We start from the raw sequence: 21,528 nt of genomic DNA, 5'->3' as shown, positions 1-21,528 counted from the left end.
TGTGGTTGACGCGAGCGCGGCGTCAACGTAGGTTGACATCATGACCGAAGCAACCGATCTGGCCGAGCGCGCCGGTGACCGTGATCCACGGGTCGGCCTGCGGGCCGTTGCCGCGCTGCGCCGGCTGCTGGAGCAGTTGGAAGCCGTGCAGGTGCGCAATGCGCGGATCCAGGGCTGGTCGTGGCAGGAGATCGCCACCGAACTCGGTGTGAGCAGGCAGGCCGTGCACAAGAAGTACGGGAGGCATTGATGTTCGAGCGGTTCACGAAGGACGCCCGGGACGTGGTGAAGAGCGCTTACGAGTATGTCGAGGGGGGTGGTGGGGGAGGGCAGTGTGTGGAGCCGGAGCATCTGCTGCTGGCACTGCTCGACCGTCGGGGCAGCCGTGGCTCCTTCGCGCTCGCGGCACTCGGGCTCGGTGAGCGGCGGGAGTCCGTGCGGGAGGCGCTGAGTGAGGCGCGGCGGCGGGCCGGGCTGACGCAGGCCGAGACCGATGCGCTCGCCGGGCTGGGGATCGATGTGGAGGAGATCGTCGCCCGGGTGGAGGAAGTGCACGGGGCCGGCGCCATGGCCGGCGACCGGAAGGACAAGCGGCGGTGGTCGGGGCGCACCTCCTTCGGCCGGGGGGCCAAGGACGTGCTGGAGCGCTCCCTGCGGGTCGCTCTCGCCCAGCGGGACCGGCACATCGGGGACGAGCACATCCTGCTGGCCCTGACCGTGCGCCCCGGTGTGCCGGCCGAGGTCCTCGCCGACCACGGGGTGACGTACGAGTCCCTGGTGCGGGTGCTGTACGGGAGTGGCGGCGAGGCCAAGGCCGGCTGAAGGGCCGCACCCCGGGCGGCTACTTCCTCTGCGTGCGCAGGAGGGCTCCTATGTGGGCCGCCGCCGTCGACAGGTGGCGGCGGGCGTCCCGCAGCTGGTCGGGGGTGACGCCGTGGTCGCGGGCCGCGTCACGGATGTCGTCCCGGAAGCGGTCGAGCAGGCGGTCCAGATCGCGGGCCGGGTCGCCGGTGGAGTCCGCGGCGTTCTCGTGGGCCCAGGCCGGTTCGTAGGCGGCCGGGAAGTCCTCCGGGGGCTGTGCGTGGGCCGGCTCCGCGGCCGGCTTGCCGGTGCCGGTCCAGTCGAAACCGAGGTCCTTGCCGAAGTCCTTGCCGTAGTCCTTTCCGAACTCGCCGACCTCCTTGACCAGTTCGCTCAAACCCTCGCGCAGGCCCGTCGGCCAGTCACCGCGGGCGAAGTGGTCCTGCACCTGCTCCTGGACGCGGCGGGTGATGCGCTGCACCTGCTCCTGGGCCTGGGCCCGGGCCTGCTCCTGCGCCTCCTTCGCCTGGCGGCGGGCGCGCTGGGCGTCCTCTCGGGCACGGCGGCTCTCGTCCTTGGCGCGCCGGGCCTGCTCCTTCCACTCCTGCCGGGCGCGGCGCATCTCCTCCTTGGCGATGCGCCAGGTCTCCGTGTCGCCGTACTGCGAGAAGTCACCGTAGGGGGTGCCCGCCGGTCCGTCGGTCCTGGTGCCGGTGTCCCGGCGGGCCTCGGTCGCCGCCGCACGCATCTCGCGGCGCAGGTCGCCGGCGGCTCCGCGTACGTCGGCCTGAATCTCCGCGGCCAGTTCCGCGACCGACTCCCGAATCTCCAGCTCCAGGTCGGCCAGTTCGCCGCTGCGGTCGGCCAGTTCGGCGCGGCCCGCGTCCGTGATCGAGTAGACCTTGCGGCCGCCCTCGGTGGTGTGGGTGACCAGGCCCTCGGTCTCCAGCTTGGCCAGGCGCGGATAGACCGTGCCCGCCGACGGGGCGTACAGCCCCTGGAAGCGCTCCTCCAGGAGGCGGATCACCTCGTAGCCGTGGCGCGGGGCCTCGTCGAGCAGCTTCAGCAGGTAGAGGCGGAGGCGGCCGTGGGCGAAGACGGGGGGCATGTCAGAGCACCTTCTTGTCGGTCGTGCCGTCGGCCGGGACGGTGGTGGGGGCATCGCCCGGGCCGGAGACGGAATTGTCTCCCGAGCCGCCCTGGGGGCCCCTCGCCGGGGCTGCCGCCGAGCCGCTGTCGCCGGGCCGGGTGTCCCACGGCTCGTCGCAGTCGTCCTCACGGGCCGGCCTGCGCAGCAGGGCGATCGACCCGGAGACGGTGGTGGCCCGGAGCTTGCCGGTGCCCGCGCCGAGCCGGCCCGTGATCTTGTGGGCGCCCCACTGCCCGTGCACCCGCAGGCCGTCGAAGGCGTTGGAGACGGAGCCGCTCGCCGTGTTCGCCTCGACATCCGCGTCCGCCGGATACGGCAGCCGGATCGCGATCTCGCCCGAGACGCTGGTCAGCCGCACGTCCGTCGGGCCGTCCGGGTCGAGGTCGACGATCATCGAGCCGCTCACCGAATCGGCCCGCACGGAGGGGCCGGAGCCCGCGACCACCGTGAGATCGCCGGAGACGGAGTTGAACCGCAGGTCGCCGGTCACGTCCTGGGCCTCCAGGCTGCCGGAGACCGTGCCGGCGCGGACCGGTCCTGACAGGCCCACGAGCGTCGTGTCGCCGGTGACGCCCTTGACCACCGACGGGCCCTGGATCCCGGAGATCACGGCGGCCGCGCCCACCACACCCACCTCCACACGGGTGCCCGCCGGGACGGCCAGGGAGACCACCGCGCTGCGGCGCCAGCCCTTGCGGTCGAGCCACTTGAGGAAGCCCTTCCAGGGCAGGTCCTCGTAGGCCACCGTGAGGACGCCGTCCTGCTGGGTCACCACCAGGGGCGGCCCCTCGATCTCGGAGATCTCCAGGCGGGCGGAACCTTCGTCCGAGCCCACCACGTTCACCGTTCCGTTGACGAGACGCACGTGCAGAGCGCTCACGGGCTCGTCGAAGGTGAGCTTCCTCGGTTCCGTGACGGACCACTCGGACATGGTGCAGACCTCCCCGACTCGACGCGTCATAACGCGTCGTCTCACATTCACGATATATCTCGGTCAGGGAAAGTCAAGACACCCGTTCCGGGGACGGCCGGGCGGACAAAAGTGCTCAGAGTGCGACGTTTCGCCCTAGCGTGTGACCATGTCGACGCCAGCTGCCCGTACCGGTCCCGCACCTGGGGCGCTGCTGTTGTGCCGGGCGGCGCCCGGGTCCGTCGCCCCCGTCGCCCATCTGCTGCGCGAACCGATGCAGCTCACGCGCGCGGGCGACGCGTGGAGCGTCCTCGTCCCCGAGGGCCGGCCCTGGCGGGACGGCGCCGAACCCGTCGACCGCGTGGTCACCGGCTGGGCCACGGCCCTCGCCGTCGGCGCGCCCTGGCCCGTCCTCGCCCTGTGGTGGGACACCGACCACGCGGGATTCACGCTCGCGTCCGGCTTCCGCCGACCGGTCGGCTTCGTCTGGCTCGCGAGCGGCGTCCCGGTGGGGGAGGACGAGGCGATGCGCACCTTCGCCGCACGCATGGGCCTCGACCCCGTCCTGGACGTCCAGGCCCTCGACCAGCTGACCAGATCCGGCTCCGCGGCCGACGCCCGCACCCGGCTGCGCGGCCTGCTCGCGGTCCTCACGCGCGCGGGCGTCCTGCTGCCCGCCGAACTCGCCCCCGGCGAACCCGCCGACCGTCTCCGGGAGGCAGCCGCCCGGCAGCCCGACACCGTGCCCGTCGAGTGGCCGGGCTGGCGCGAGGCGGTAGGGGAGCGCGACGCCGTCGACCACAGCCGCCTCGGCCCCTGGATGCCCTGGACCGGCGGCCCCAGGGCCGGCGCCCTGGCCCTCGCCCAGATGGCGGCGGGCATCCCGCTCATCGCCCGGGGCCTGCGACGGCGCAGCGGCGGCTGGGCCACGGCAGGTGCGCTGCTCCTCGCGCACGGCGCACTGGGCCTGGCGTACGCCCTCACACACCCACGCGACTGACGACCCGACGGCGACGCGACGCGTCTGCTACTCGTCGTCCTCGTCGTCCAGCCGCGCCAGCCACGTCGCCAGCCGCTCCACCGGAACCTCGAAGTCGGGATTGAGATCGACGAACGTCCGCAGCTGCTCGGCGAGCCACTCGAAGGTGACTTCCTCCTCGCCGCGCCGCTTCTCCAGTTCCTCGATGCCACGGTCCGTGAAGTACATGCCCCCAAGGATATGGGCGCGCAAACGGCCGGGCCGCACCCCCGAAGCGGGGATGCGGCCCGGTCACAAGGACGCGCGAGGGCGATTACGCCTCGAACACCTCACGCACCAGCTGCTCCTGCTCGGCCTGGTGCCGCTTCGCGGAACCCACCGCCGGGGACGAGCCGTGCGGGCGCGAGATGCGCCGCAGCCGCTCGCCGTGCGGGACGTCCGCGCCGACCGCCAGGTCCAGGTGGTCGATCAGGTTGAGCGCGATGAACGGCCAGGCACCCTGGTTCGCCGGCTCCTCCTGGGCCCACAGGTACTTCTCGGCGTTCGGGTACTTCTTGATCTCCGCCTGGAGCTCGGCACCCGGCAGCGGGTACAGGCGCTCGATGCGGATGATCGCCGTGTCCGTCACACCGCGCTTCTGACGCTCGGCCTCGAGGTCGTAGTAGACCTTGCCCGCGCAGAAGACGACCTTCCTGACCGCGGCCGCATCCACCGACGCGTCGCCGATGACCGGCTGGAACTGGCCCGTCGTGAACTCCTCCGCCTTGGCCGCCGCCGCCTTCAGGCGCAGCATCGACTTCGGCGTGAAGACCACCAGCGGCTTGTGGTGCGGGTTGTGCACCTGCCACCGCAGGAGGTGGAAGTAGTTCGACGGGGACGTCGGCATCGCGACCGTCATGTTGTTCTGCGCGCACATCTGGAGGAAGCGCTCCGGGCGGGCGGACGAGTGGTCCGGGCCCTGGCCCTCGTAACCGTGCGGCAGGAGCAGGACGACGCCGGAGGTCTGGGCCCACTTCTGCTCGGCCGACGAGATGAACTCGTCCACGACCGTCTGCGCGCCGTTGACGAAGTCGCCGAACTGCGCCTCCCACATCACGAGCGCCTCGGGACGGGCCAGCGAGTAGCCGTACTCGAAGCCCATCGCCGCGTACTCGGAGAGGAGGGAGTTGTAGACGTTGAGCCGCGCCTGGTCCTCGGAGAGGTACTGCAGCGGCGTGTACTCCTCGCCCGTGCTGCGGTCGATGATCACCGCGTGGCGCTGGCCGAACGTACCGCGCTGCGAGTCCTGGCCCGCCAGGCGGACCGGGACGCCCTCCAGCAGGAGGGAGCCGATCGCGAGGGTCTCGCCCATACCCCAGTCGATGGTGCCGTCCTCGACCATCGCCGCCCTGCGCTGCAGCTGCGGCAGCAGACGCGGGTGGACGGTGATGTGGTCGGGGATGTTGACCTGCGACTCGGCGATCCGCTTGACGACCTCCGTGGTCACCGCGGTGTTCACGGCGACCGGGAACTCGGCCTGCGGGTCGGACGTCTCCACGATGTTCGGCTGCGAGGTGGCCTCGCGGACCTCCGTGAAGACCTTCTCCAGCTGGCCCTGGTAGTCCTGCAGCGCCTGCTCGGCCTCTTCCAGGGTGATGTCGCCGCGACCGATGAGGGACTCGGTGTAGAGCTTGCGCACCGAGCGCTTCTTGTCGATCAGGTCGTACATCAGCGGCTGGGTGAAGGCCGGGTTGTCCGACTCGTTGTGACCGCGGCGGCGGTAGCAGATGAGGTCGATCACCACGTCCTTGTTGAACGCCTGGCGGAACTCGAAGGCGAGCCGCGCGACGCGGACCACGGCCTCCGGGTCGTCGCCGTTCACGTGGAAGATCGGGGCCTCGATCATGCGGGCCACGTCCGTGGCGTACATGGAGGAACGCGAGGACTCGGGGGCCGCCGTGAAGCCGACCTGGTTGTTGATGACGATGTGGACCGTGCCGCCGGTGCGGTAGCCGCGCAGCTGCGACATGTTCAGGGTCTCGGCCACCACGCCCTGGCCCGCGAAGGCCGCGTCGCCGTGGATCGCCACCGGCAGCACCGTGAAGTCCGTGCCGCCCTTGTTGATGATGTCCTGCTTGGCGCGCGAGACGCCTTCCAGGACGGGGTCGACGGCTTCGAGGTGCGACGGGTTCGCGACCAGGGAGACCTTGATCTGCTCGCCGTCGAGACCGGTGAAGGTGCCCTCGGCGCCCAGGTGGTACTTCACGTCACCGGAGCCGTGCATCGACTTCGGGTCGAGGTTGCCCTCGAACTCGCGGAAGATCTGGGCGTACGACTTGCCGACGATGTTGGCGAGGACGTTCAGCCGGCCGCGGTGGGCCATACCGATGACGACCTCGTCCAGGCGGGACTCGGCGGCCGAGTCCAGCACGGCGTCGAGCAGCGGGATGACGGACTCGCCGCCCTCCAGGGAGAAGCGCTTCTGGCCGACGTACTTCGTCTGCAGGAAGGTCTCGAAGGCCTCGGCCGCGTTCAGCCGGCGCAGGATGCGCAGCTGCTCCTCACGCTCCGGCTTGGAGTGCGGGCGCTCCACGCGGTCCTGGATCCACTTGCGCTGCTTCGGGTCCTGGATGTGCATGAACTCGATGCCGGTGGTGCGGCAGTACGAGTCGCGCAGGACACCGAGGATGTCGCGCAGCTTCATCATCGACTTGCCGGAGAAGCCGCCGACGGCGAACTCGCGCTCCAGGTCCCACAGGGTGAGCCCGTGCTCGGTGATGTCCAGGTCGGGGTGCTTGCGCTGCTGGTACTCCAGCGGGTCGGTGTCGGCCATGACGTGGCCGCGGACCCGGTAGGAGTGGATCAGCTCGAAGACGCGGGCGGCCTTCGTGACGTCGTCGTCGTGGGACGCGTCGATGTCCTTGAGCCAGCGGACCGGCTCGTAGGGGATGCGCAGCGCCTCGAAGACGTCGTCGTAGAAGCCGTTCTCACCGAGGAGGAGGTTCGCGACGATCCGCAGGAACTCGCCGGAGGCGGCGCCCTGGATCACCCGGTGGTCGTAGGTCGACGTGAGCGTCATGACCTTCGAGATGCCGAGCTTGTTCAGGGTGTCCTGGGACGTGCCCTGGAACTCCGCCGGGTAGTCCATGGAGCCGACACCCATGATCACCGACTGGCCGGGCATCAGGCGCGGCACGGAGTGGACGGTGCCGAGGCCGCCGGGGTTGGTCAGGGAGACCGTGACACCGGTGAAGTCGTCCATGCCCAGCTTGCCGTCGCGGGCGCGGCGGACGATGTCCTCGTAGGCCTGCCAGAACTCGAAGAAGTTCAGCGTCTCGGCCTTCTTGATGCCCGCGACCACGAGCTGGCGGTCGCCGTTGGGCTTGACCAGGTCGATGGCGAGGCCGAAGTTGACGTGCTCCGGCTTGACCAAGGTCGGCTTGCCGTCCTTCTCCGCGAAGGAGTAGTTCATCGACGGCATGGCCTTGATGGCCTGCACCATCGCGTAGCCGATCAGGTGCGTGAAGGAGATCTTCCCGCCCCGGGCGCGCTTCAGGTGGTTGTTGATGACGATGCGGTTGTCGAAGAGCAGCTTCACCGGGACCGCGCGCACGGACGTGGCCGTGGGCACCTCCAGGGAGGCGTTCATGTTCTTCGCGACCGCGGCGGCCGGACCGCGCAGCACGACCTGCTCGGGGCCCGAGGGAGCCTCAGCCGCGGGCTCGGCCTTCTTCGCGGCGGCGGGCTTGGCGGCCGGCTTCGCGGCCGGGGCGGCCTGCGCCGGGGCGGGGGCCTGCGCCGGAGCGGGGGCCTGCGCCGGAGCGGGAGCCTGGGCCTGCGCGGCTGGCTTCGCCTGGGCCGGAGCCGGGGCGGCGGCGGGCTTCTCGGCCGCCGGGGCGGGGGCCTGGGCGTCAGCGGCCGGAGCGGCCGCCGGAGCGGTGGTCCCCGCGGCCCCCGCGGCCGCGGTACCCGCCGGAGCCGAGGCGGCAGCCGCCCCTGGCTTGTAGTCGGCGAAGAAGTCCCACCAGGCTCGGTCTACCGAATTCGGGTCCTGGAGGTACTGCTGATAGATCTCGTCGACGAGCCACTCGTTGGCACCGAACGACGCGGCAGGGTTCTTCCCCGCTTGGTCGGTGTCGGTCGAGATGCTCGAGTTACTGGGGGACTGTGGCGACACGGCGGCAACCGCCCTCTTCCGCTTCACAAGATGATGGACAGCGGGAATCAAGGCTACGCCCCCTGGACGGGGAAGGTCAGGCCGGGCCCGTTCAACGTCGTGCAAGTCACATCTGAAAGCGTGTTTCGGGGCTTGAAATGGCGGGAAACAAGCGTGGTTCCGCTTCACGAGGGAAGGGCGAGGCCGGGCCCCGGGCGCCGATGGCGCGGGCCTGTGCCTGATCACACGTGTCCGTCAGCGCGGACGCCCGTGGATCTTGTGGCTCCGCTTCGAACTTTACGTCAACTTGGCACAGATGACAGTCCCGGAAGAGTGACAAGAATCCGGCAACCTCGCTCGGATTCGGCCACTCCGATCCGGCCCCCGTGCAGGTCCACCGCCCAGCGGGCGATCGCCAGGCCGAGCCCCGTGCCGCCGTCGCTGCCGGGCCCCTGCGGCCGCTTGGCGCTGCCGCGGTTGAACCGCTCGAAGACGCGGTGCCACTCGGACTTCGGAATGCCGGGGCCCTCGTCCAGGACCTCCAGCTCCAGCGACTCCGGCAGGGCGCCGCGCCGCGCCTTGACCGTCACCCGGCCGTGCGGCGGGCTGTGCTTGACCGCGTTGTCGATGAGGTTCGCGACGACCTGGTGGATGCGCTCCGGGTCCGCGTGCGCCGTCAACTCCGGCGGGTGGACGTCGAGGTGCAGATGGACGTCCGTACGGGTGTGGCTGCCCGAGCCGGTGGCGATGCCCGCGCGCACGGAGGCGACCATGTTGGCCTCCTTCAGCACGCCGGACAGATACGGCCACACCTCGAACCGCCGCTGTTTCAGCGGGACGACGCCGTTGTCCAGGCGGGACAGGTCCAGCAGCGTCTCCACCAGCCGGCCGAGCCGCTCGGTCTGCTTCAGCGCCGTGCGCATCGTCTCCGGGTCGGCCTGTGTGACGCCGTCGACGATGTTCTCCAGCACCGCGCGCAGCCCCGCGATGGGGGTGCGCAGCTCGTGCGAGACATTCGCCACGAGTTCCTTGCGCTGGCTGTCCTGTGCCTCCAGCTCGTCGGCCATGGCGTTGATCGTCACGGCCAGGTCGCCCAGCTCGTCACGGCGGTTCTCCCGCGTCCGGCGGGTGTAGTCGCCCTGCGAGATGGAACGGGCCACCGCGGTCATCTCGTCCAGCGGTGCGGTGAGCGAATGGGCCACGAACTGCGTAATGAGCAGTGTGGCGATCATCGAGAAGACCGTGATGAAGCGCAGCTCCGTCTTCGTGTGCACCGCGATCACCGACAGACCTGTGGTGATCAGCACGGAGATGACGACCAGTGCGCCCAGCTTGGTCTTGATCGAGAACGGGCTCACCCCGCCCCAGGGTTCCGGCTCCCCGGGGTTTCTGCGTGCGGCCGGCCCGCCGCTCATGGCGTCGGGGTCTCCAGGGCGTAGCCCACGCCGTGGACGGTACGGATCCGCTCGGCGCCGATCTTCCGGCGCAGCGCCTTGATGTGGCTGTCGACCGTGCGGGTGCCGGAGGCGTCCGCCCAGTCCCAGACCTCGGCGAGCAGCTGCTCACGGGAGAGCACCGCACGCGGGGTGTTCGCCAGGCAGACCAGCAGGTCGAACTCGGTGGGCGTGAGGTGGACGTCCTCGCTGCGCACCCGGACCCGGCGCTGCGCGTGGTCGATCTCCAGCTCACCGAGGCGCAGGATGCCGGAGCGGGGGGTGGCCGCCGCGATGGCGGCCCGCTCCACCCGGCGCAGCAGTACGTGCACGCGCGCCGCCAGCTCCCGCATGGAGAAGGGCTTGGTCATGTAGTCGTCGGCGCCGACGCCGAGTCCGACGAGCATGTCGGTCTCGTCGTCGCGCGCGGTGAGCATCAGCACCGGTACCGGGCGGGCGGCCTGCACGCGCCGGCAGACCTCCAGGCCGTCGAAGCCGGGCAGCATGATGTCGAGGATCAGCAGGTCGGGCTGCCATGCCTCGGCGGTGTCGACCGCGGCGGGACCGTCACCCGCAGTTTGCACGAGGAATCCCTCGGCCCGCAGGCGGGTCGCGATGGCGTCCACGATCGTCGCGTCGTCCTCGACCACCAGGACCCGGCGCTGTGCGCCCGGAGTAGCCGTCGCTGAACCGTTGTGGGAGGTCTGTGTCTGCTCCATCGCCCGCCCCTGGGGTGTGCTTTCCGGAATCAGTGGGGTGATTCCTTCTGACTGGCTATGCCTGCGCATGGTTGCGATTGACGCTTGAATGATCGGCGTCAGGGGAGCAGCGTACGGGGAGTCAGTACGCCTTTGCTATCCAGGGCTGATGGCGAGGTGCACGACGTCCGGAACGCCCCGGGCAACCGGGATCTCTTCGGTACGCACCTGTTGGAACCCGGCATTCCGCAAGGTTTCTTCGAATTCCGGAGACGGCTGGGCGGACCAGACGGCCAGAACCCCGCCGGGTCTCAACACCCTTGCGCAGCTTGCCAGTCCGGCCTCTCGGTAGAGATTTCCGTTGCCCTCCGTGACAGTCCAGCCGGGTCCGTTGTCGATGTCGAGGCACAGGGCGTCGTACGTGTCGGATGTCTCATTGACGTGTGCGACCAGATCGGCCTCGACGATTTTCGTGCGGGGGTCCGCCAGGGCCCGGGCGGAGAGCGCGGAGAGCGGGCCGTCCCGATGCCATTCGACGATCGCGTGCTCGCGCTCCACCACCGTGATCCCTCCCCAGCGCGGGTCCGCCGCGGCGTGCGCCAGGGAGAAGCCGACGCCGAGTCCGCCGATCAGGACGTCGGGGCGGTCCCGGCCGGCCAGGGCGTCCAGTGCCGCGTCGACCAGCCGCCGCTCCGAGCGGCCGTCGGAGGTGTCCATCAGGAAACAGCCGTTGGCGATGATCTCCAGCCGGTCACCGTGCCGTCGCAGCACCACCTCACCGTGCGGGCCCTCGCGACGGTCCAGCACATCGGGAATGTCGTACGGGGTAGGCATGGGGGCATCCTCGCAGGGGAGGGGGGTGTGGCGCCTCGCATTTCGCCGTGCCCCGCGGGGGACGCGGGGTGAGGCTTTCGGGTTGCTGTGAATCGGCACTCGCGTGGCGCGGGTCACAGACAGCGGAGTGTCCGGGGCGAAGGCTGGGACATGACGGAAAGGAGCGCCCGTTGACGCAACGCACCGCGCCGCCCCGGGAGACGGCCGAACCGTCGCCGCAAGGCGCGCCCGGCGGCGACGGTTCGGGGCTGCTGGACGGCGTGCCGCGGCAGCGGGGCCCGCGCGAGGCGGTCGGCACGCGCGTACCGGAGCCCGCTCTTGCGGCAGGGTCCCGGCTGTGCACACCGCGCCCCTGGCGGCTGCTGCCCACCCCCACGGGAACGCCGTTCACCTTCGGCTACGCGATCGTCCTCTGCGTCACCTCGCTGATCACCGCGTACGCGGACCCGGCCCTGGTGCACGCCCTGCTTCAGGGCTCCAGTACGGATGTGACGCACCTGGTGCGCATGCCGGAGCTGGTGCTGATCGGCAGTGCGCTGTGGGTCGCGGGCGGGGTGACCTCACCCTTCGCCATCGCCTTCGTGCTGGTGCTGACCGCGTTGGAACGACGCCTCGGGGGCCTGCGCACGGCCGGTGTCTTCCTGCTCGGGCACGTGCTGGCCACCCTCGCGACCGAGGTGCCGGTCGGCCTCGCGGTCCTGGCCGGGCACCTCCCGGACAGCTCCCTGCACCGCCTCGACTACGGCGTCAGCTTCGGTGTCGCCGCAGGCATCGGCGCCCTGGCCGGCCTCCTGCCGCTGTGGCTGCGCCTGCCGCTGCTCGCCGGCTTCGGCTGGATGCTGCTCCAGGACCTGCTCGCCTTCACCGACCCGATGACGAACTGGGGGCACCTCATCGCCCTGGGCATCGGGATCGCGACCTGGCCGGTGGTCCGGCGGTGGTACGCGACGCGCCTCGGCACGGGCGGGGGCTGAGCGCGAGGCCCTTCAGGTTCGGGCGGAGGCCGGCGGGCCGTGCTTGGCGCTGGTCAGCGGGGCCACCACCTCCCAGCCCAATGCCTCGTAGAGACCTCGCCCGGCGGGTGTCCCGGCCAGGACGCCGGTCCGTGCCCCCTGCCGGACGGCGACGTGCTGCAACGTCCGCATGACGAGACTGCCCAGACCCCTGCGGCGGTGCTCGGCGGCCGTCTCGACCTGGTCGACGACGGCGGTCTCGCCCGTCGGCGCGATCTGGCCGCGCGCCGCCAGGGACCCGTCCGGCGCGGCCACCATCACACGGGTCACTCCTGCGCGCGACCACTCGCGCAGCCGGTAGCCGTCGGGGGCGGCGGGAGCGCCGTCCGCCGCCAGCGGGATCGTCATCAAATAGCCGGGCTCCGGGTCGATCCACCAGGTGTCGTCCAGCCAGCCGGAGACCACCGAGGGGTCCCGGAACGCCTTCAGCCACACGCCGTCCCCGGTCACCGCCCCGGCCACCTTGCGGACGGTCGTCTCGTCGAGGCCCTCGCCCGTCGCGCCGAACACGTGCCGCGTGACATGCCCGTACATCCCCATGTCGATCGTCCAGCCCCACGGCTCGGGCAGCGGCGGAGCGGCCCCGCGCGACACGACCCAGCCGTTCACCCATGCCTGCACGGTTCCGTCCAATGCCATCCCCTGTAATGAGCGTGAGGCCTGATCATCTATTACGCACAGGACCTTACGCGCCCTCCCGCTCCCGATGTCACGGGTGATCGCTGACAGCGAACAGCGGGTAGGGAACATCCGGCCCCGCTCGAGCATTGAGTCGGCATAGCTCAACTTGACTGCCGAAGGGGAGATCATGGCTTCGACGTCCACACCGCTCACCCTGCCCGTGCTGCCGCTCGACGGCGAGGTCGTGCTGCCCGGCATGGTGGTCCCGCTGGACCTGAGCGATTCCGAGGTCCGTGCCGCTGTGGAGGCTGCTCAGGCCGCTGCCCGGTCAACGCCCGGAAAGCCCCGGGTACTCCTGGTGCCACGCATCGACGGGACCTACGCGAACACCGGTGTGCTCGGCACCGTCGAGCAGGTCGGCCGGCTGGCCGACGGCGACCCGGGCGCGCTGATCCGCGGCCGGGGGCGGGTGAGGATCGGTGCGGGGACGACCGGACCCGGCGCCGCCCTGTGGGTCGAGGGCACCAGCGTCGGCGAGACCGTGCCGGAGCCGTTGCCCGGGCAGGTTGCCGAACTGGTCAAGGAGTACAAGGCCCTCGCCACCGCCTGGCTGCGCAAGCGCGGTGCCTGGCAGGTCGTCGACCGGGTCCAGGCCATCGACGACGTCTCGGCGCTCGCCGACAACTCCGGCTACTCGCCGTTCCTGACCACCGACCAGAAGGTCGAGCTGCTGGAGACCGCCGACCCGGTGGCCCGGCTCAAGCTCGCCACCCAGCAGCTGCGCGACCACCTCGCCGAGCAGGACGTGGCCGAGTCCATCGCCAAGGACGTCCAGGAGGGCGTCGACAAGCAGCAGCGCGAGTTCCTGCTGCGGCGTCAGCTGGAAGCCGTCCGCAAGGAGTTGCGCGAGCTCAACGGCGAGCAGGAGGGCGAGGAGTCCGACGACTACCGCACCCGCGTGGAGGCCGCCGACCTGCCCGAGAAGGTCCGCGAGGCCGCGCTCAAGGAGGTCGACAAGCTGGAGCGGTCCTCCGACCAGTCGCCCGAGGGTTCCTGGATCCGCACCTGGCTCGACACGGTCCTGGAGATGCCGTGGAACGAGCGCACCGAGGACGCCTACGACATCCGGGGCGCCAAGGCGGTCCTGGACGCCGAGCACTCCGGGCTGGAGGACGTGAAGGAACGCATCACCGAGTACCTGGCGGTGCGCAAGCGCCGTGACGACCGGGGTCTCGGCGTGGTCGGCGGGCGGCGCGGCGGTGCCGTGCTCGCGCTCGTCGGGCCGCCCGGCGTCGGCAAGACCAGCCTCGGCGAGTCCGTCGCCCACGCGATGGGCCGGAAGTTCGTCCGCGTCGCCCTCGGCGGCGTCCGCGACGAGGCCGAGATCCGCGGACACCGGCGTACGTACGTCGGCGCGCTGCCGGGCCGGGTCGTCCGGGCCGTCAAGGAGGCCGGGTCGATGAACCCGGTCGTGCTCCTCGACGAGATCGACAAGGTCGGCTCGGACTTCCGGGGCGACCCGGCCGCCGCCCTGCTGGAGGTGCTCGACCCGGCACAGAACCACACCTTCCGGGACCACTACCTGGAGGTCGAGCTGGACCTGTCGGACGTCGTTTTCCTGGCCACCGCCAACGTCCTGGAGGCGATCCCGGAAGCCCTGGCCGACCGGATGGAGATCGTCCGCCTGGACGGCTACACCGAGGACGAGAAGGTCGTCATCGCCCGTGACCACCTGCTCCCGCGCCAGCTGGAGCGGGCCGGCCTCGACAAGGACGAGGTGACCATCGACGAGGGGGCGCTGCGCAAGCTCGCCGGCGAGTACACCCGCGAGGCCGGCGTGCGCACCCTGGAGCGGTCCGTCGCGCGCCTGCTGCGCAAGATCGCCGCCCAGCACGAACTGGGCGAGCGCGAGCTGCCGTTCACCGTCCGCGACGAGGACCTGCGCGACCTGATCGGCCGGCCGCACCACGTGCCCGAGTCCGCCCAGGACCCGGCCGAGCGGCGGACGTCCGTGCCGGGCGTGGCCACCGGGCTCGCGGTGACCGGAGCGGGCGGTGACGTGCTGTTCGTCGAGGCGTCGCTGGCCGACCCGGAGACGGGCGCGGCCGGGCTGACCCTGACCGGACAGCTGGGTGACGTGATGAAGGAGTCCGCGCAGATCGCGCTGAGCTTCCTGCGTTCCCACGGCGCCGAACTCGAACTGCCGGTGGCCGATCTGAAGGACCGGGGCGTGCACATCCACTTCCCGGCGGGCGCGGTCCCCAAGGACGGCCCGAGCGCGGGCATCACGATGACGACGGCCCTGGCGTCCCTGCTGTCCGGCCGGCTGGTCCGCACGGACGTGGCGATGACCGGTGAGGTCTCGCTGACCGGGCGGGTCCTGCCGATCGGCGGCGTGAAGCAGAAGCTGCTCGCGGCGCACCGGGCCGGTGTCACCACGGTGATCATCCCCAAGCGCAACGAGCCCGACCTGGACGACGTCCCGGCGGAGGTGCTGGACAAGCTCGACGTCCACGCCGTCACCGATGTCCGCCAGGTCCTGGAACTGGCGCTCGCGCCCGCGACCAGCGGGGCGGCGCCGGAGGTCCCGGTCGCGGCGTGACGGACGCGATCGGACCGGTGAAGGCCCGGGTTCTCGTGAGGGAGCCCGGGCCTTCGCCGTGTGGTGGCGACCCGGCCCTTCACCATGGGGCGGCCCCGTGGACACGGACGCCCTGACCTGCGGAATACTTGCCGAACTGCGGTGATGGCGGCAGGTGGCGGAAAATTCCAGTACCGGATTCTCACGACCGGGCGACGACCGAGGCAGGGACTGACGTGCGCGACGGCGGCAACGACGACGGACACCGCGACGCCGGTGTGGCCGGAAGCGGTGTGGATCAGCCCGCCTTCCTGGCGCTGGAGCGCGAGCTGACCGTGCTGCTGCGGCGCGCCCGGGCCAGCCAGGGCGAGATGGCCCGTGAGGTCCACCCCGACCTCGAGTCGTCCGCGTACGGCCTGCTCGTCCGGCTGGACGAGTGCGGACAGCAGCGGGCGACCGAGCTCGCCGCCTACATCGGGGTCGGCAAGGCGACGATGTCCCGCCAGCTGCGGGCCCTGGAGGAACTCGGGCTGGTCGCGCGCGAGCCCGACCCCGCCGACGGACGGGCCTGGCTGGTCGCCCTCACCCAGGAGGGCCACGGCCGCGTCCGCCGGGTCCGGGAGGCCCGCCGCGCCCGCTACGCCGGCCGCCTGGCCGACTGGGACTCCCGCGAGGTCACGGAACTGGCCCGGCTGCTGAACCAGCTCAACCGCGGCATGGAGAAGTAGGGCCGGACCCCCTCAGAACTCGACGAACACCACCGTCGCGTCGTCGTGCCTCTTGCTCCTGCCCAGGAACGTCGCGGCGGCGTCCGACCGCTCCAGTGCCCGGACGCGGTCCACCAGTGCCTGTGGGCCCTCCTTGCGGACGAGGTGGAAGCAGTCCGTCCAGTCGCCCTCCTCGAACCGCTCCACCCAGCGCGTGGCACCGTCCGTCAGCGCGGCCAGGGCGCACACCTCTCCGCGGGGCAGGGTGCCGGTCACCGCTCGCCGGGCCACCGAGGGATCCGCGGCGGCCGTGAAGAAGCCGCCCTCCAGGTTGCGGAGCGTGGAGTCCACCAGCGCGTCCGTCGCCAGCGCCGAGCGGGGGAGCAGGGACAGCCGGTCGTCGAGGACGGGGGTCACCACGCCGTCCGGGGACTCCAGGAGAAGAGCCGAGTCCGACAGGACCAGATACTCCACCGTGGCCGGATTCCAGCGGGTCGCGACCACCGTGGCCTGAGGTGTCCGGGGGTGAGAAAGGTCACAGGTTGCGGCGTGTGCGTCGGAGGTACGCGCGATGGCGCGGGACAAGGCGTCGACGAGGGGAACATCCGGGAGTGAAACGGTCAGTTCGGTCAGTGCGCCGCCGAGGCGTGCGGTGAACCAGGGGACGGAATGCAGACAGCCCGTCCCTGCCTTCGGTGGGGTGACCCCGTCGAGGACGACGACCGAACCGCCCTGCCCCGAGGCCGGTAGTCCGACACTGGCGAAGTCCTCGTTGGGGCGGTCGGCGTCTCCCGGCTCCGAGGCGAGTTCAGTTCGCATCCAGCAAGTCTGCACGAGCCCTTCACAAGGGCCGCAAAGGGTCGGCCATGGGTGCCGGACCGGCGCAGCCACGCAGGTCAGGTGCCAGGTTTGGGGTGGAATGATTTGTTCCGGGAAGGCGTGGTGGCGAATACTGCCACCGGCCGTTCCCGTCGTCCAACCGGCGTGCCGCACAAGGCCCCTGCACAGGCCTGCGGAACTTGCCCCTCAACTCCCGTCCGGGGTTCACTCCTTCGGGTGGCGGGTCAGGTGATGCGCGTGCGCCGCCCACCGGCGCTGGGAGGGTCGGGAAGTGTACCGGGAGTACGCGTCAGTTGACGGAGCGTCACCCGGGCCCAAGGGTTCACGAGTCAGGAATGCGAGCACCGGTGCAGAAGACGCGGCCTCGTCGCACAGGCAAGCAGACGGCCCCAGTTCAGGGCGCTGAGCCGACGCCCCCCACCGGCAAGGGCCGCCCCACGCACGTACGCAACCGGCTGATCGTGGCCGTGGCCGTGGTCGCCGCGGCCATCGCCGGTGCCGGCGCCCCGTCCGTCCTCGCCGCCTCCGGGGAACTCCACGACTCCCAGAAGCTGGTGACGCTCGCGGAGCAGACCCAGGACGCGCTCGCCCTCGCGCACTCACTCGCCGACGAGCGGGACGACGTCACCTCCTACATCGCGGCCGGGCGACCCAAGTCCAAGGCCCCCTCCGAGCAGCGCAGCGCCCGGGTGGACCGGCAGGTCGAGGAGCTGCGGTCCGACACCGACACGCCCGCCTCGCTCCGTTCCGACCTCGACGGCATAGCGGCCGTGCGCCGGGCGGCGCTCACCGGCAAGAGCAGCGCCCTCGAAGCGCACCAGGCGTACTCCACCACCATCACCGAACTCCACCGGCTCGCCGAGCAGCTGGCGCAGCAGACGCCGCCGCGCGCGGGTGCCGGCGGTTACGCGCTGGCCGAGCTGGACTCCGCCGTCCAGCAGGCCGCCGCGGCCCGCGGCCTGCTGCTCGCCGCGCTCAGCGTGCCGCGCAGCACCGAGACGGTCATCGACCCCGTCACCGGCCTGCCGACCGAGACCAGCACCTCCTCGGACGCCGAGACCCGGCAGCGCGACGCCCTGAGCGCCGCCGCCCAGCAGGCCCGGTTGCGCTCCGACGCGGCCCTGGCCGACTTCCGCGGCACCGCGCCCAAGCCGGCCCGCGCCTCCTTCGACTCCACGGTCACCGGAACCGAGGTCAACTCCGCCGACAAGTACCTCGCCACGCTGACCGACCAGCCGACGCTCTCCCGCAGCGATCTCGCCACCGGGACCAAGAGGCTGGACGCGGCCCTGTCCGCGCGCGTCGACCTGATGCGGGGCGTGGAGTCGGCCCTCTACGACCGGCGCACCAAGGACCTCGAGGCGCTGCGCGACGACGACGTCACCGCGCTGGAGATCCGCATCGCCGTCCTCGGCGCCCTCATGCTGCTCGCCGTCGGCGTCGCCACGGGCATGGCCCGCAGCCTCACCCGCCCGCTCGCGGTCCTGCGGCTGGGGTCGAAGCGCCTCGCCGAGGCCGACGACCCGGCGGCCGAGGAGCCGGTGAAGTTCACCGGCCGCAACGACGAGTTCGCCCAGGTCGTCCGCTCCGTCAACGCCCTGCACGCGCACGCGGCCGCCCTCACCGAGCGGATCACCACGCTGGAGTCCGACCGCAAGCACCTCGTCGGGCAGCGCCAGAAGATGGCCGACGCCCGCGAGGAACTGCGCGGCGAACTCGCCGAGTCCGCCGCCCAGCTGGAGCGGTTGCGCTCGGCCATCGGCGGGACGTTCGTCAACCTCGCCCTGCGCACCCTCGGTCTGGTCGAGCGGCAACTGGCCGTCATCGAGAACCTGGAGGAGCGCGAACAGGACCCGGACCGGCTCGCCACGCTGTTCAAGCTCGACCACTTCGCGACGGTCATGCGCCGGCACAGCGAGAACCTGCTGGTCCTCGCCGGTACCGAGCATGTTCAGCACGCCGCCGGGCCCGTTTCGCTGGTGGACGTCGTCCGTGCCGCGGTGAGCGAGATCGAGCGGTACGAGCGGGTCCGGATCGCCGCGCTGCCGCCCCACGCGCACATCGCCGGGTTCGCCGCCGACGACCTCTCTCACCTGCTGGCCGAACTCATGGAGAACGCCACCTCGTTCTCCCCGCCCGACCTGCCCGTCGAGATCTCCGGCTGGCTGCTGGAGAACGGCGAGGTCATGCTCTCCGTCCAGGACGAGGGCATCGGGATGGCCGAGGAGCGGCTGGACCGCCTCAACTCCCGCCTCGCCGACTTCGACCCCGAGGCGCCCTACGACCAGGAGGGCGACGACGGTCTGGGCCTCGGCCTGTACGTCGTGGCCCGGCTCGCCCACCGTCACGGCGTGCGCGTCCAGCTGCGCGAGCAGAAGCAGGGCGGTGTGGCGGCGGTCGTCGTCCTGCCCCGCACGCTCCTCGCCGCCGCCCCGCCCGTGACCGTCCCGGCCTCCGGCCCCCTGGCCGGTACGACCCCCTCGTTCTCCTTCCCGGGCGCCGACGCCGAGGCCAACTCCAACGTCCTGCCCGGCCGCATGGCCGGTGACGACCCGCTGGTGGCCCTGGCGGAGCAGGCGGTACGGCAGGACGAAGCAGAGGAGAGCACCGCCGCCAAACAGCACCCGGAACCGGCCGGGGGGCCGGAACCGGTGGTGGAGCCGGAACCGGCCATGGAGCCGGAACCGGCCATGGAGCCGGAACCGGCCGAGGCGACAACCCCGCCCGCACCCACCGAACCGGCGGCACCCTTCGACCCGGCCGAGACCGCCGCACCCGTGGAGTCCCCCGCGGAAACCACGATGGAGCTGCTGATCCCGGCGCAGCAGGGGGCGCCGGACCCGACCGGGCGCGAAACCGCGGCCGCCGGTGGCGAGACCGGCTCCCAGCGGCCGCTCGCACCCGAGGACGCACCCCGCACGGGCGATGCGGACGGGGACGAGAGCACGGAGCACGAGCGCGCGTCCGACGAGGAGGAGGACCGCGTCACCGACAAGGGCCTCCCCAAGCGCACCCCGAAGATCACCGCACCGACCACCGCCCCGCGCCAGCGCAGCGGCTCCGTCGACGCCGAAGCCCTGCGCCGCCGCCTCGGCGGATTCCGCCAGGGGGCGCAGGCCGGCTACCGCGACGTGGAGGCGGAGATCGCCGAGGGGACGGCCTCGCACCAGCGGCCGGCCACCGGCGCAGCACGACCAGCTGAATCCGAAGAAGCCACGGGGGGCACAGTCGAGGAGGCAAGCAGTTGACCGCTCCCAGTACCTTCGGACTGATCGGACTGAGCAGTGAGGCCCGCAACCTGCACTGGCTGCTGACCAACCTGGTCGAGGAGGTACCCGGCATCCTCTCGGTCGCGGTCGTCTCGTCCGACGGACTGCTCCTGCTCTCCTCCGACGACACCCGCAACAAGGAGGCGAGGGAGGCCCTGCAAGCCGGCGGGACCCGGCGCACCGGCCCGCGCGGCTCCGCCGCCGACCTGGCCACCATCGTCTCCGGCATCGGCAGCCTCACCGTCGGCGCCGCCAGGCTGATGGACTTCGGCGGGGTCCGGCACACGATGGTCGCCATGGACGAGGGCAGCCTGTTCGTGATGTCGATCAGCGACGGCTCGCTGCTCGGCGTCCACGGCTCCGCGGACTGCGACATGAGCGTGGTGGCGTACCACATGGCCCTGTTCGTAGGCCGGGCCGGCCATGTGCTGACGCCCGAACTCCGCAGCGAGCTCCGTAAATCCCTGGAGGATTCCCAGACGACGGGGAGTGCCCGATGAGCAGTACGCCCAAGCACCACCTCCCGGTCCGCGGCGGTGACCGCAAACCCGCCCGGGTCCGCCCCTACTCGCTCACCGGCGGCCGCACCCGCTTCGGCCACGTCCTCCTCGTGGAGACCTTCGTGGCGAGCACGGCCGCGCTGGACGCCCCGGAGGAGCGCAAGGAACTGACGAACGGCCACCTCTCCACCCGCGTGATGCCGGAGCTGCGGGCCATCGTCGAACTGTGCCGCCGGATGCGTACGGTGGCCGAGATCGCCGCGCTGCTGAAGATGCCGCTCGGCGTGGTCCGCGTGCTCCTGAGCGACCTCGCGGACCAGGGAAAGATCCGTGTGTACGGAACGGGCACCGGCCATGGCACGGGCCGCCCGGACCGGGCTCTGCTGGAAAGGGTGCTGAGTGGACTCCGTCGTCTCTGACGCCGCTCACGGCGTCTCTGGTTCATCCCCGTTCGGTCGGCCGGACGACAGCATGCACGCCTGGGAGACGGACCGTACCCGTGCCCCCATAGCCACGAAGATCGTGGTGGCGGGCGGCTTCGGCGTGGGCAAGACCACGCTGGTCACCGCCGTCTCGGAGATCACGCCCCTCCAGACCGAGGCGCTGATGACCGAGGCGAGCGAGGCGACCGACGACCTCACCGCCACCCCGGGCAAGACCACCACCACCGTCGCCATGGACTTCGGGCGCATCACGCTCGACGACGACCTGGTGCTCTACCTGTTCGGCACGCCCGGCCAGCAGCGGTTCTGGTTCATGTGGGACGACATCGTGCGCGGCGCGATCGGCGCCGTGGTCCTGGCCGACACCCGCCGGCTGAAGGACTGCTTCCCGGTCCTGGACTACTTCGAGAGCTCCGGACTGCCGTACGTGGTCGCGGTCAACCACTTCGACGGCAGCGACCTGTTCGAGCCGGAGGATGTGCGGGAGGCCCTGACCATCCCGCGACACATACCTGTCATGATCATGGACGCGCGTCGCCGGATCTCCGTGATCGAGACCCTCCTGGCCCTCGTGGGCCACGCGCTCGACGAAACCCCCGAGTAGAGGACAGCCC

General features: G+C 71.4%; 19 protein-coding genes. 10 read left to right on the top strand and 9 right to left on the bottom strand.

Going from position 1 to position 21,528, the window contains the following annotated elements; translation table 11 throughout:
- Positions 1-40: 40 nt before the first annotated feature.
- Both ACIRDU_RS23855 and ACIRDU_RS23850 read left to right on the top strand, forming a co-directional pair.
- Positions 41-250: a helix-turn-helix domain-containing protein gene (locus ACIRDU_RS23855; RefSeq protein ID WP_403582427.1), complete on the top strand. Its 210-nt coding sequence runs from the start codon at positions 41-43 to the stop codon at positions 248-250.
- The gene (locus tag ACIRDU_RS23850; protein WP_403582425.1) at positions 250-822 is read left to right on the top strand and encodes a Clp protease N-terminal domain-containing protein; all 573 of its coding nucleotides are present in this window, start codon (positions 250-252) and stop codon (positions 820-822) included. Before ACIRDU_RS23855 ends, ACIRDU_RS23850 begins: the two co-directional genes overlap by 1 nt.
- Before the next feature lie 19 nt (positions 823-841).
- On the opposite strand, the gene ACIRDU_RS23845 is transcribed toward ACIRDU_RS23850, so the two are convergent.
- Entirely contained in the window at positions 842-1,909 is a 1,068-nt protein-coding gene (locus ACIRDU_RS23845) for a PadR family transcriptional regulator (RefSeq protein WP_403582424.1), read from the bottom strand.
- A 1-nt stretch (position 1,910) separates the two neighbouring features.
- Positions 1,911-2,882 carry a DUF4097 family beta strand repeat-containing protein gene (locus ACIRDU_RS23840; protein WP_403582423.1) on the bottom strand — a complete coding sequence of 324 codons (972 nt, stop codon included), beginning with the start codon at positions 2,880-2,882 and terminating at the stop codon, positions 1,911-1,913.
- A gap of 148 nt (positions 2,883-3,030) precedes the next feature.
- Here ACIRDU_RS23840 and ACIRDU_RS23835 point away from each other — a divergent pair, with 148 nt between their 5' ends.
- Complete coding sequence (locus ACIRDU_RS23835; RefSeq protein WP_403582422.1) at positions 3,031-3,861, top strand: hypothetical protein; 831 nt, start codon at positions 3,031-3,033, stop codon at positions 3,859-3,861.
- A gap of 27 nt (positions 3,862-3,888) precedes the next feature.
- Here the strand turns inward: ACIRDU_RS23835 and ACIRDU_RS23830 are convergent, their stop codons facing one another.
- The 5 genes from ACIRDU_RS23830 to ACIRDU_RS23810 form a co-directional block, all read right to left on the bottom strand.
- Entirely contained in the window at positions 3,889-4,068 is a 180-nt protein-coding gene (locus ACIRDU_RS23830; RefSeq protein WP_003992906.1) for a DUF6104 family protein, read from the bottom strand.
- An 85-nt stretch (positions 4,069-4,153) separates the two neighbouring features.
- The gene (locus ACIRDU_RS23825; protein ID WP_403582420.1) at positions 4,154-7,996 is read right to left on the bottom strand and encodes a multifunctional oxoglutarate decarboxylase/oxoglutarate dehydrogenase thiamine pyrophosphate-binding subunit/dihydrolipoyllysine-residue succinyltransferase subunit; all 3,843 of its coding nucleotides are present in this window, start codon (positions 7,994-7,996) and stop codon (positions 4,154-4,156) included.
- A gap of 281 nt (positions 7,997-8,277) precedes the next feature.
- Positions 8,278-9,390: an ATP-binding protein gene (locus ACIRDU_RS23820; protein ID WP_403582419.1), complete on the bottom strand. Its 1,113-nt coding sequence runs from the start codon at positions 9,388-9,390 to the stop codon at positions 8,278-8,280.
- Positions 9,387-10,127, bottom strand: coding sequence for a response regulator transcription factor (locus ACIRDU_RS23815; protein WP_356436261.1), 741 nt, complete (start codon positions 10,125-10,127; stop codon positions 9,387-9,389). The genes ACIRDU_RS23820 and ACIRDU_RS23815 overlap by 4 nt, the downstream gene beginning before the upstream one ends.
- Before the next feature lie 135 nt (positions 10,128-10,262).
- Positions 10,263-10,940 (bottom strand): spermidine synthase, encoded by a 678-nt coding sequence (locus ACIRDU_RS23810; RefSeq protein ID WP_403582417.1) that lies wholly within the window; start codon positions 10,938-10,940, stop codon positions 10,263-10,265.
- Positions 10,941-11,110: 170 nt separating this feature from the next.
- Here ACIRDU_RS23810 and ACIRDU_RS23805 point away from each other — a divergent pair, with 170 nt between their 5' ends.
- Complete coding sequence (locus ACIRDU_RS23805; protein WP_403582415.1) at positions 11,111-11,914, top strand: rhomboid-like protein; 804 nt, start codon at positions 11,111-11,113, stop codon at positions 11,912-11,914.
- Positions 11,915-11,926: 12 nt separating this feature from the next.
- Here ACIRDU_RS23805 and ACIRDU_RS23800 read toward each other — a convergent pair whose 3' ends face one another.
- Positions 11,927-12,586, bottom strand: coding sequence for a GNAT family N-acetyltransferase (locus tag ACIRDU_RS23800; RefSeq protein ID WP_403582633.1), 660 nt, complete (start codon positions 12,584-12,586; stop codon positions 11,927-11,929).
- Between the two features lie 175 nt (positions 12,587-12,761).
- Between ACIRDU_RS23800 and lon the strand changes: the two genes are divergently transcribed.
- Entirely contained in the window at positions 12,762-15,176 is a 2,415-nt protein-coding gene (gene lon / locus ACIRDU_RS23795) for an endopeptidase La (RefSeq protein ID WP_403582414.1), read from the top strand.
- 215 nt (positions 15,177-15,391) lie between these two features.
- Entirely contained in the window at positions 15,392-15,883 is a 492-nt protein-coding gene (locus ACIRDU_RS23790; protein ID WP_403582413.1) for a MarR family winged helix-turn-helix transcriptional regulator, read from the top strand.
- Positions 15,884-15,895: 12 nt separating this feature from the next.
- Here ACIRDU_RS23790 and ACIRDU_RS23785 read toward each other — a convergent pair whose 3' ends face one another.
- Positions 15,896-16,681: a protein phosphatase 2C domain-containing protein gene (locus ACIRDU_RS23785; RefSeq protein ID WP_403582411.1), complete on the bottom strand. Its 786-nt coding sequence runs from the start codon at positions 16,679-16,681 to the stop codon at positions 15,896-15,898.
- Positions 16,682-17,049: 368 nt separating this feature from the next.
- Here ACIRDU_RS23785 and ACIRDU_RS23780 point away from each other — a divergent pair, with 368 nt between their 5' ends.
- The 4 genes from ACIRDU_RS23780 to ACIRDU_RS23765 are packed head-to-tail and all read left to right on the top strand — an operon-like array spanning position 17,050 to position 21,518.
- Entirely contained in the window at positions 17,050-19,950 is a 2,901-nt protein-coding gene (locus tag ACIRDU_RS23780; protein WP_403582409.1) for a nitrate- and nitrite sensing domain-containing protein, read from the top strand.
- A complete protein-coding gene (locus ACIRDU_RS23775) occupies positions 19,947-20,471 on the top strand; it encodes a roadblock/LC7 domain-containing protein (RefSeq protein ID WP_403582408.1) in 525 nt (174 codons plus the stop codon). Before ACIRDU_RS23780 ends, ACIRDU_RS23775 begins: the two co-directional genes overlap by 4 nt.
- Positions 20,468-20,890, top strand: a complete 423-nt coding sequence (locus ACIRDU_RS23770) for a DUF742 domain-containing protein (RefSeq protein WP_031110388.1) — start codon at positions 20,468-20,470, stop codon at positions 20,888-20,890. The genes ACIRDU_RS23775 and ACIRDU_RS23770 overlap by 4 nt, the downstream gene beginning before the upstream one ends.
- A complete protein-coding gene (locus ACIRDU_RS23765) occupies positions 20,871-21,518 on the top strand; it encodes a GTP-binding protein (RefSeq protein WP_403582407.1) in 648 nt (215 codons plus the stop codon). Before ACIRDU_RS23770 ends, ACIRDU_RS23765 begins: the two co-directional genes overlap by 20 nt.
- The last annotated feature ends 10 nt before the right edge of the window (positions 21,519-21,528 follow it).

Origin of the sequence: Streptomyces sp. NPDC093598, from assembly GCF_044764825.1 — a bacterium.
Lineage (GTDB): Bacteria > Actinomycetota > Actinomycetes > Streptomycetales > Streptomycetaceae > Streptomyces.
This window is presented reverse-complemented; position numbering and strand designations above follow the sequence as displayed.

Excerpts from the sequence above, each read along its gene's own strand:
- ACIRDU_RS23855 (WP_403582427.1), top strand. The coding sequence starts at position 41 with ATGACCGAAGCAACCGATCTGGCCGAGCGCGCCGGTGACCGTGATCCA.
- ACIRDU_RS23850 (WP_403582425.1), top strand. The coding sequence starts at position 250 with ATGTTCGAGCGGTTCACGAAGGACGCCCGGGACGTGGTGAAGAGCGCT.
- ACIRDU_RS23845 (WP_403582424.1), bottom strand. The coding sequence starts at position 1,909 with ATGCCCCCCGTCTTCGCCCACGGCCGCCTCCGCCTCTACCTGCTGAAG.
- ACIRDU_RS23840 (WP_403582423.1), bottom strand. The coding sequence starts at position 2,882 with ATGTCCGAGTGGTCCGTCACGGAACCGAGGAAGCTCACCTTCGACGAG.
- ACIRDU_RS23835 (WP_403582422.1), top strand. The coding sequence starts at position 3,031 with ATGTCGACGCCAGCTGCCCGTACCGGTCCCGCACCTGGGGCGCTGCTG.
- ACIRDU_RS23830 (WP_003992906.1), bottom strand. The coding sequence starts at position 4,068 with ATGTACTTCACGGACCGTGGCATCGAGGAACTGGAGAAGCGGCGCGGC.
- ACIRDU_RS23820 (WP_403582419.1), bottom strand. The coding sequence starts at position 9,390 with ATGAGCGGCGGGCCGGCCGCACGCAGAAACCCCGGGGAGCCGGAACCC.
- ACIRDU_RS23815 (WP_356436261.1), bottom strand. The coding sequence starts at position 10,127 with ATGGAGCAGACACAGACCTCCCACAACGGTTCAGCGACGGCTACTCCG.
- ACIRDU_RS23810 (WP_403582417.1), bottom strand. The coding sequence starts at position 10,940 with ATGCCTACCCCGTACGACATTCCCGATGTGCTGGACCGTCGCGAGGGC.
- lon (WP_403582414.1), top strand. The coding sequence starts at position 12,762 with ATGGCTTCGACGTCCACACCGCTCACCCTGCCCGTGCTGCCGCTCGAC.
- ACIRDU_RS23785 (WP_403582411.1), bottom strand. The coding sequence starts at position 16,681 with ATGCGAACTGAACTCGCCTCGGAGCCGGGAGACGCCGACCGCCCCAAC.
- ACIRDU_RS23770 (WP_031110388.1), top strand. The coding sequence starts at position 20,468 with ATGAGCAGTACGCCCAAGCACCACCTCCCGGTCCGCGGCGGTGACCGC.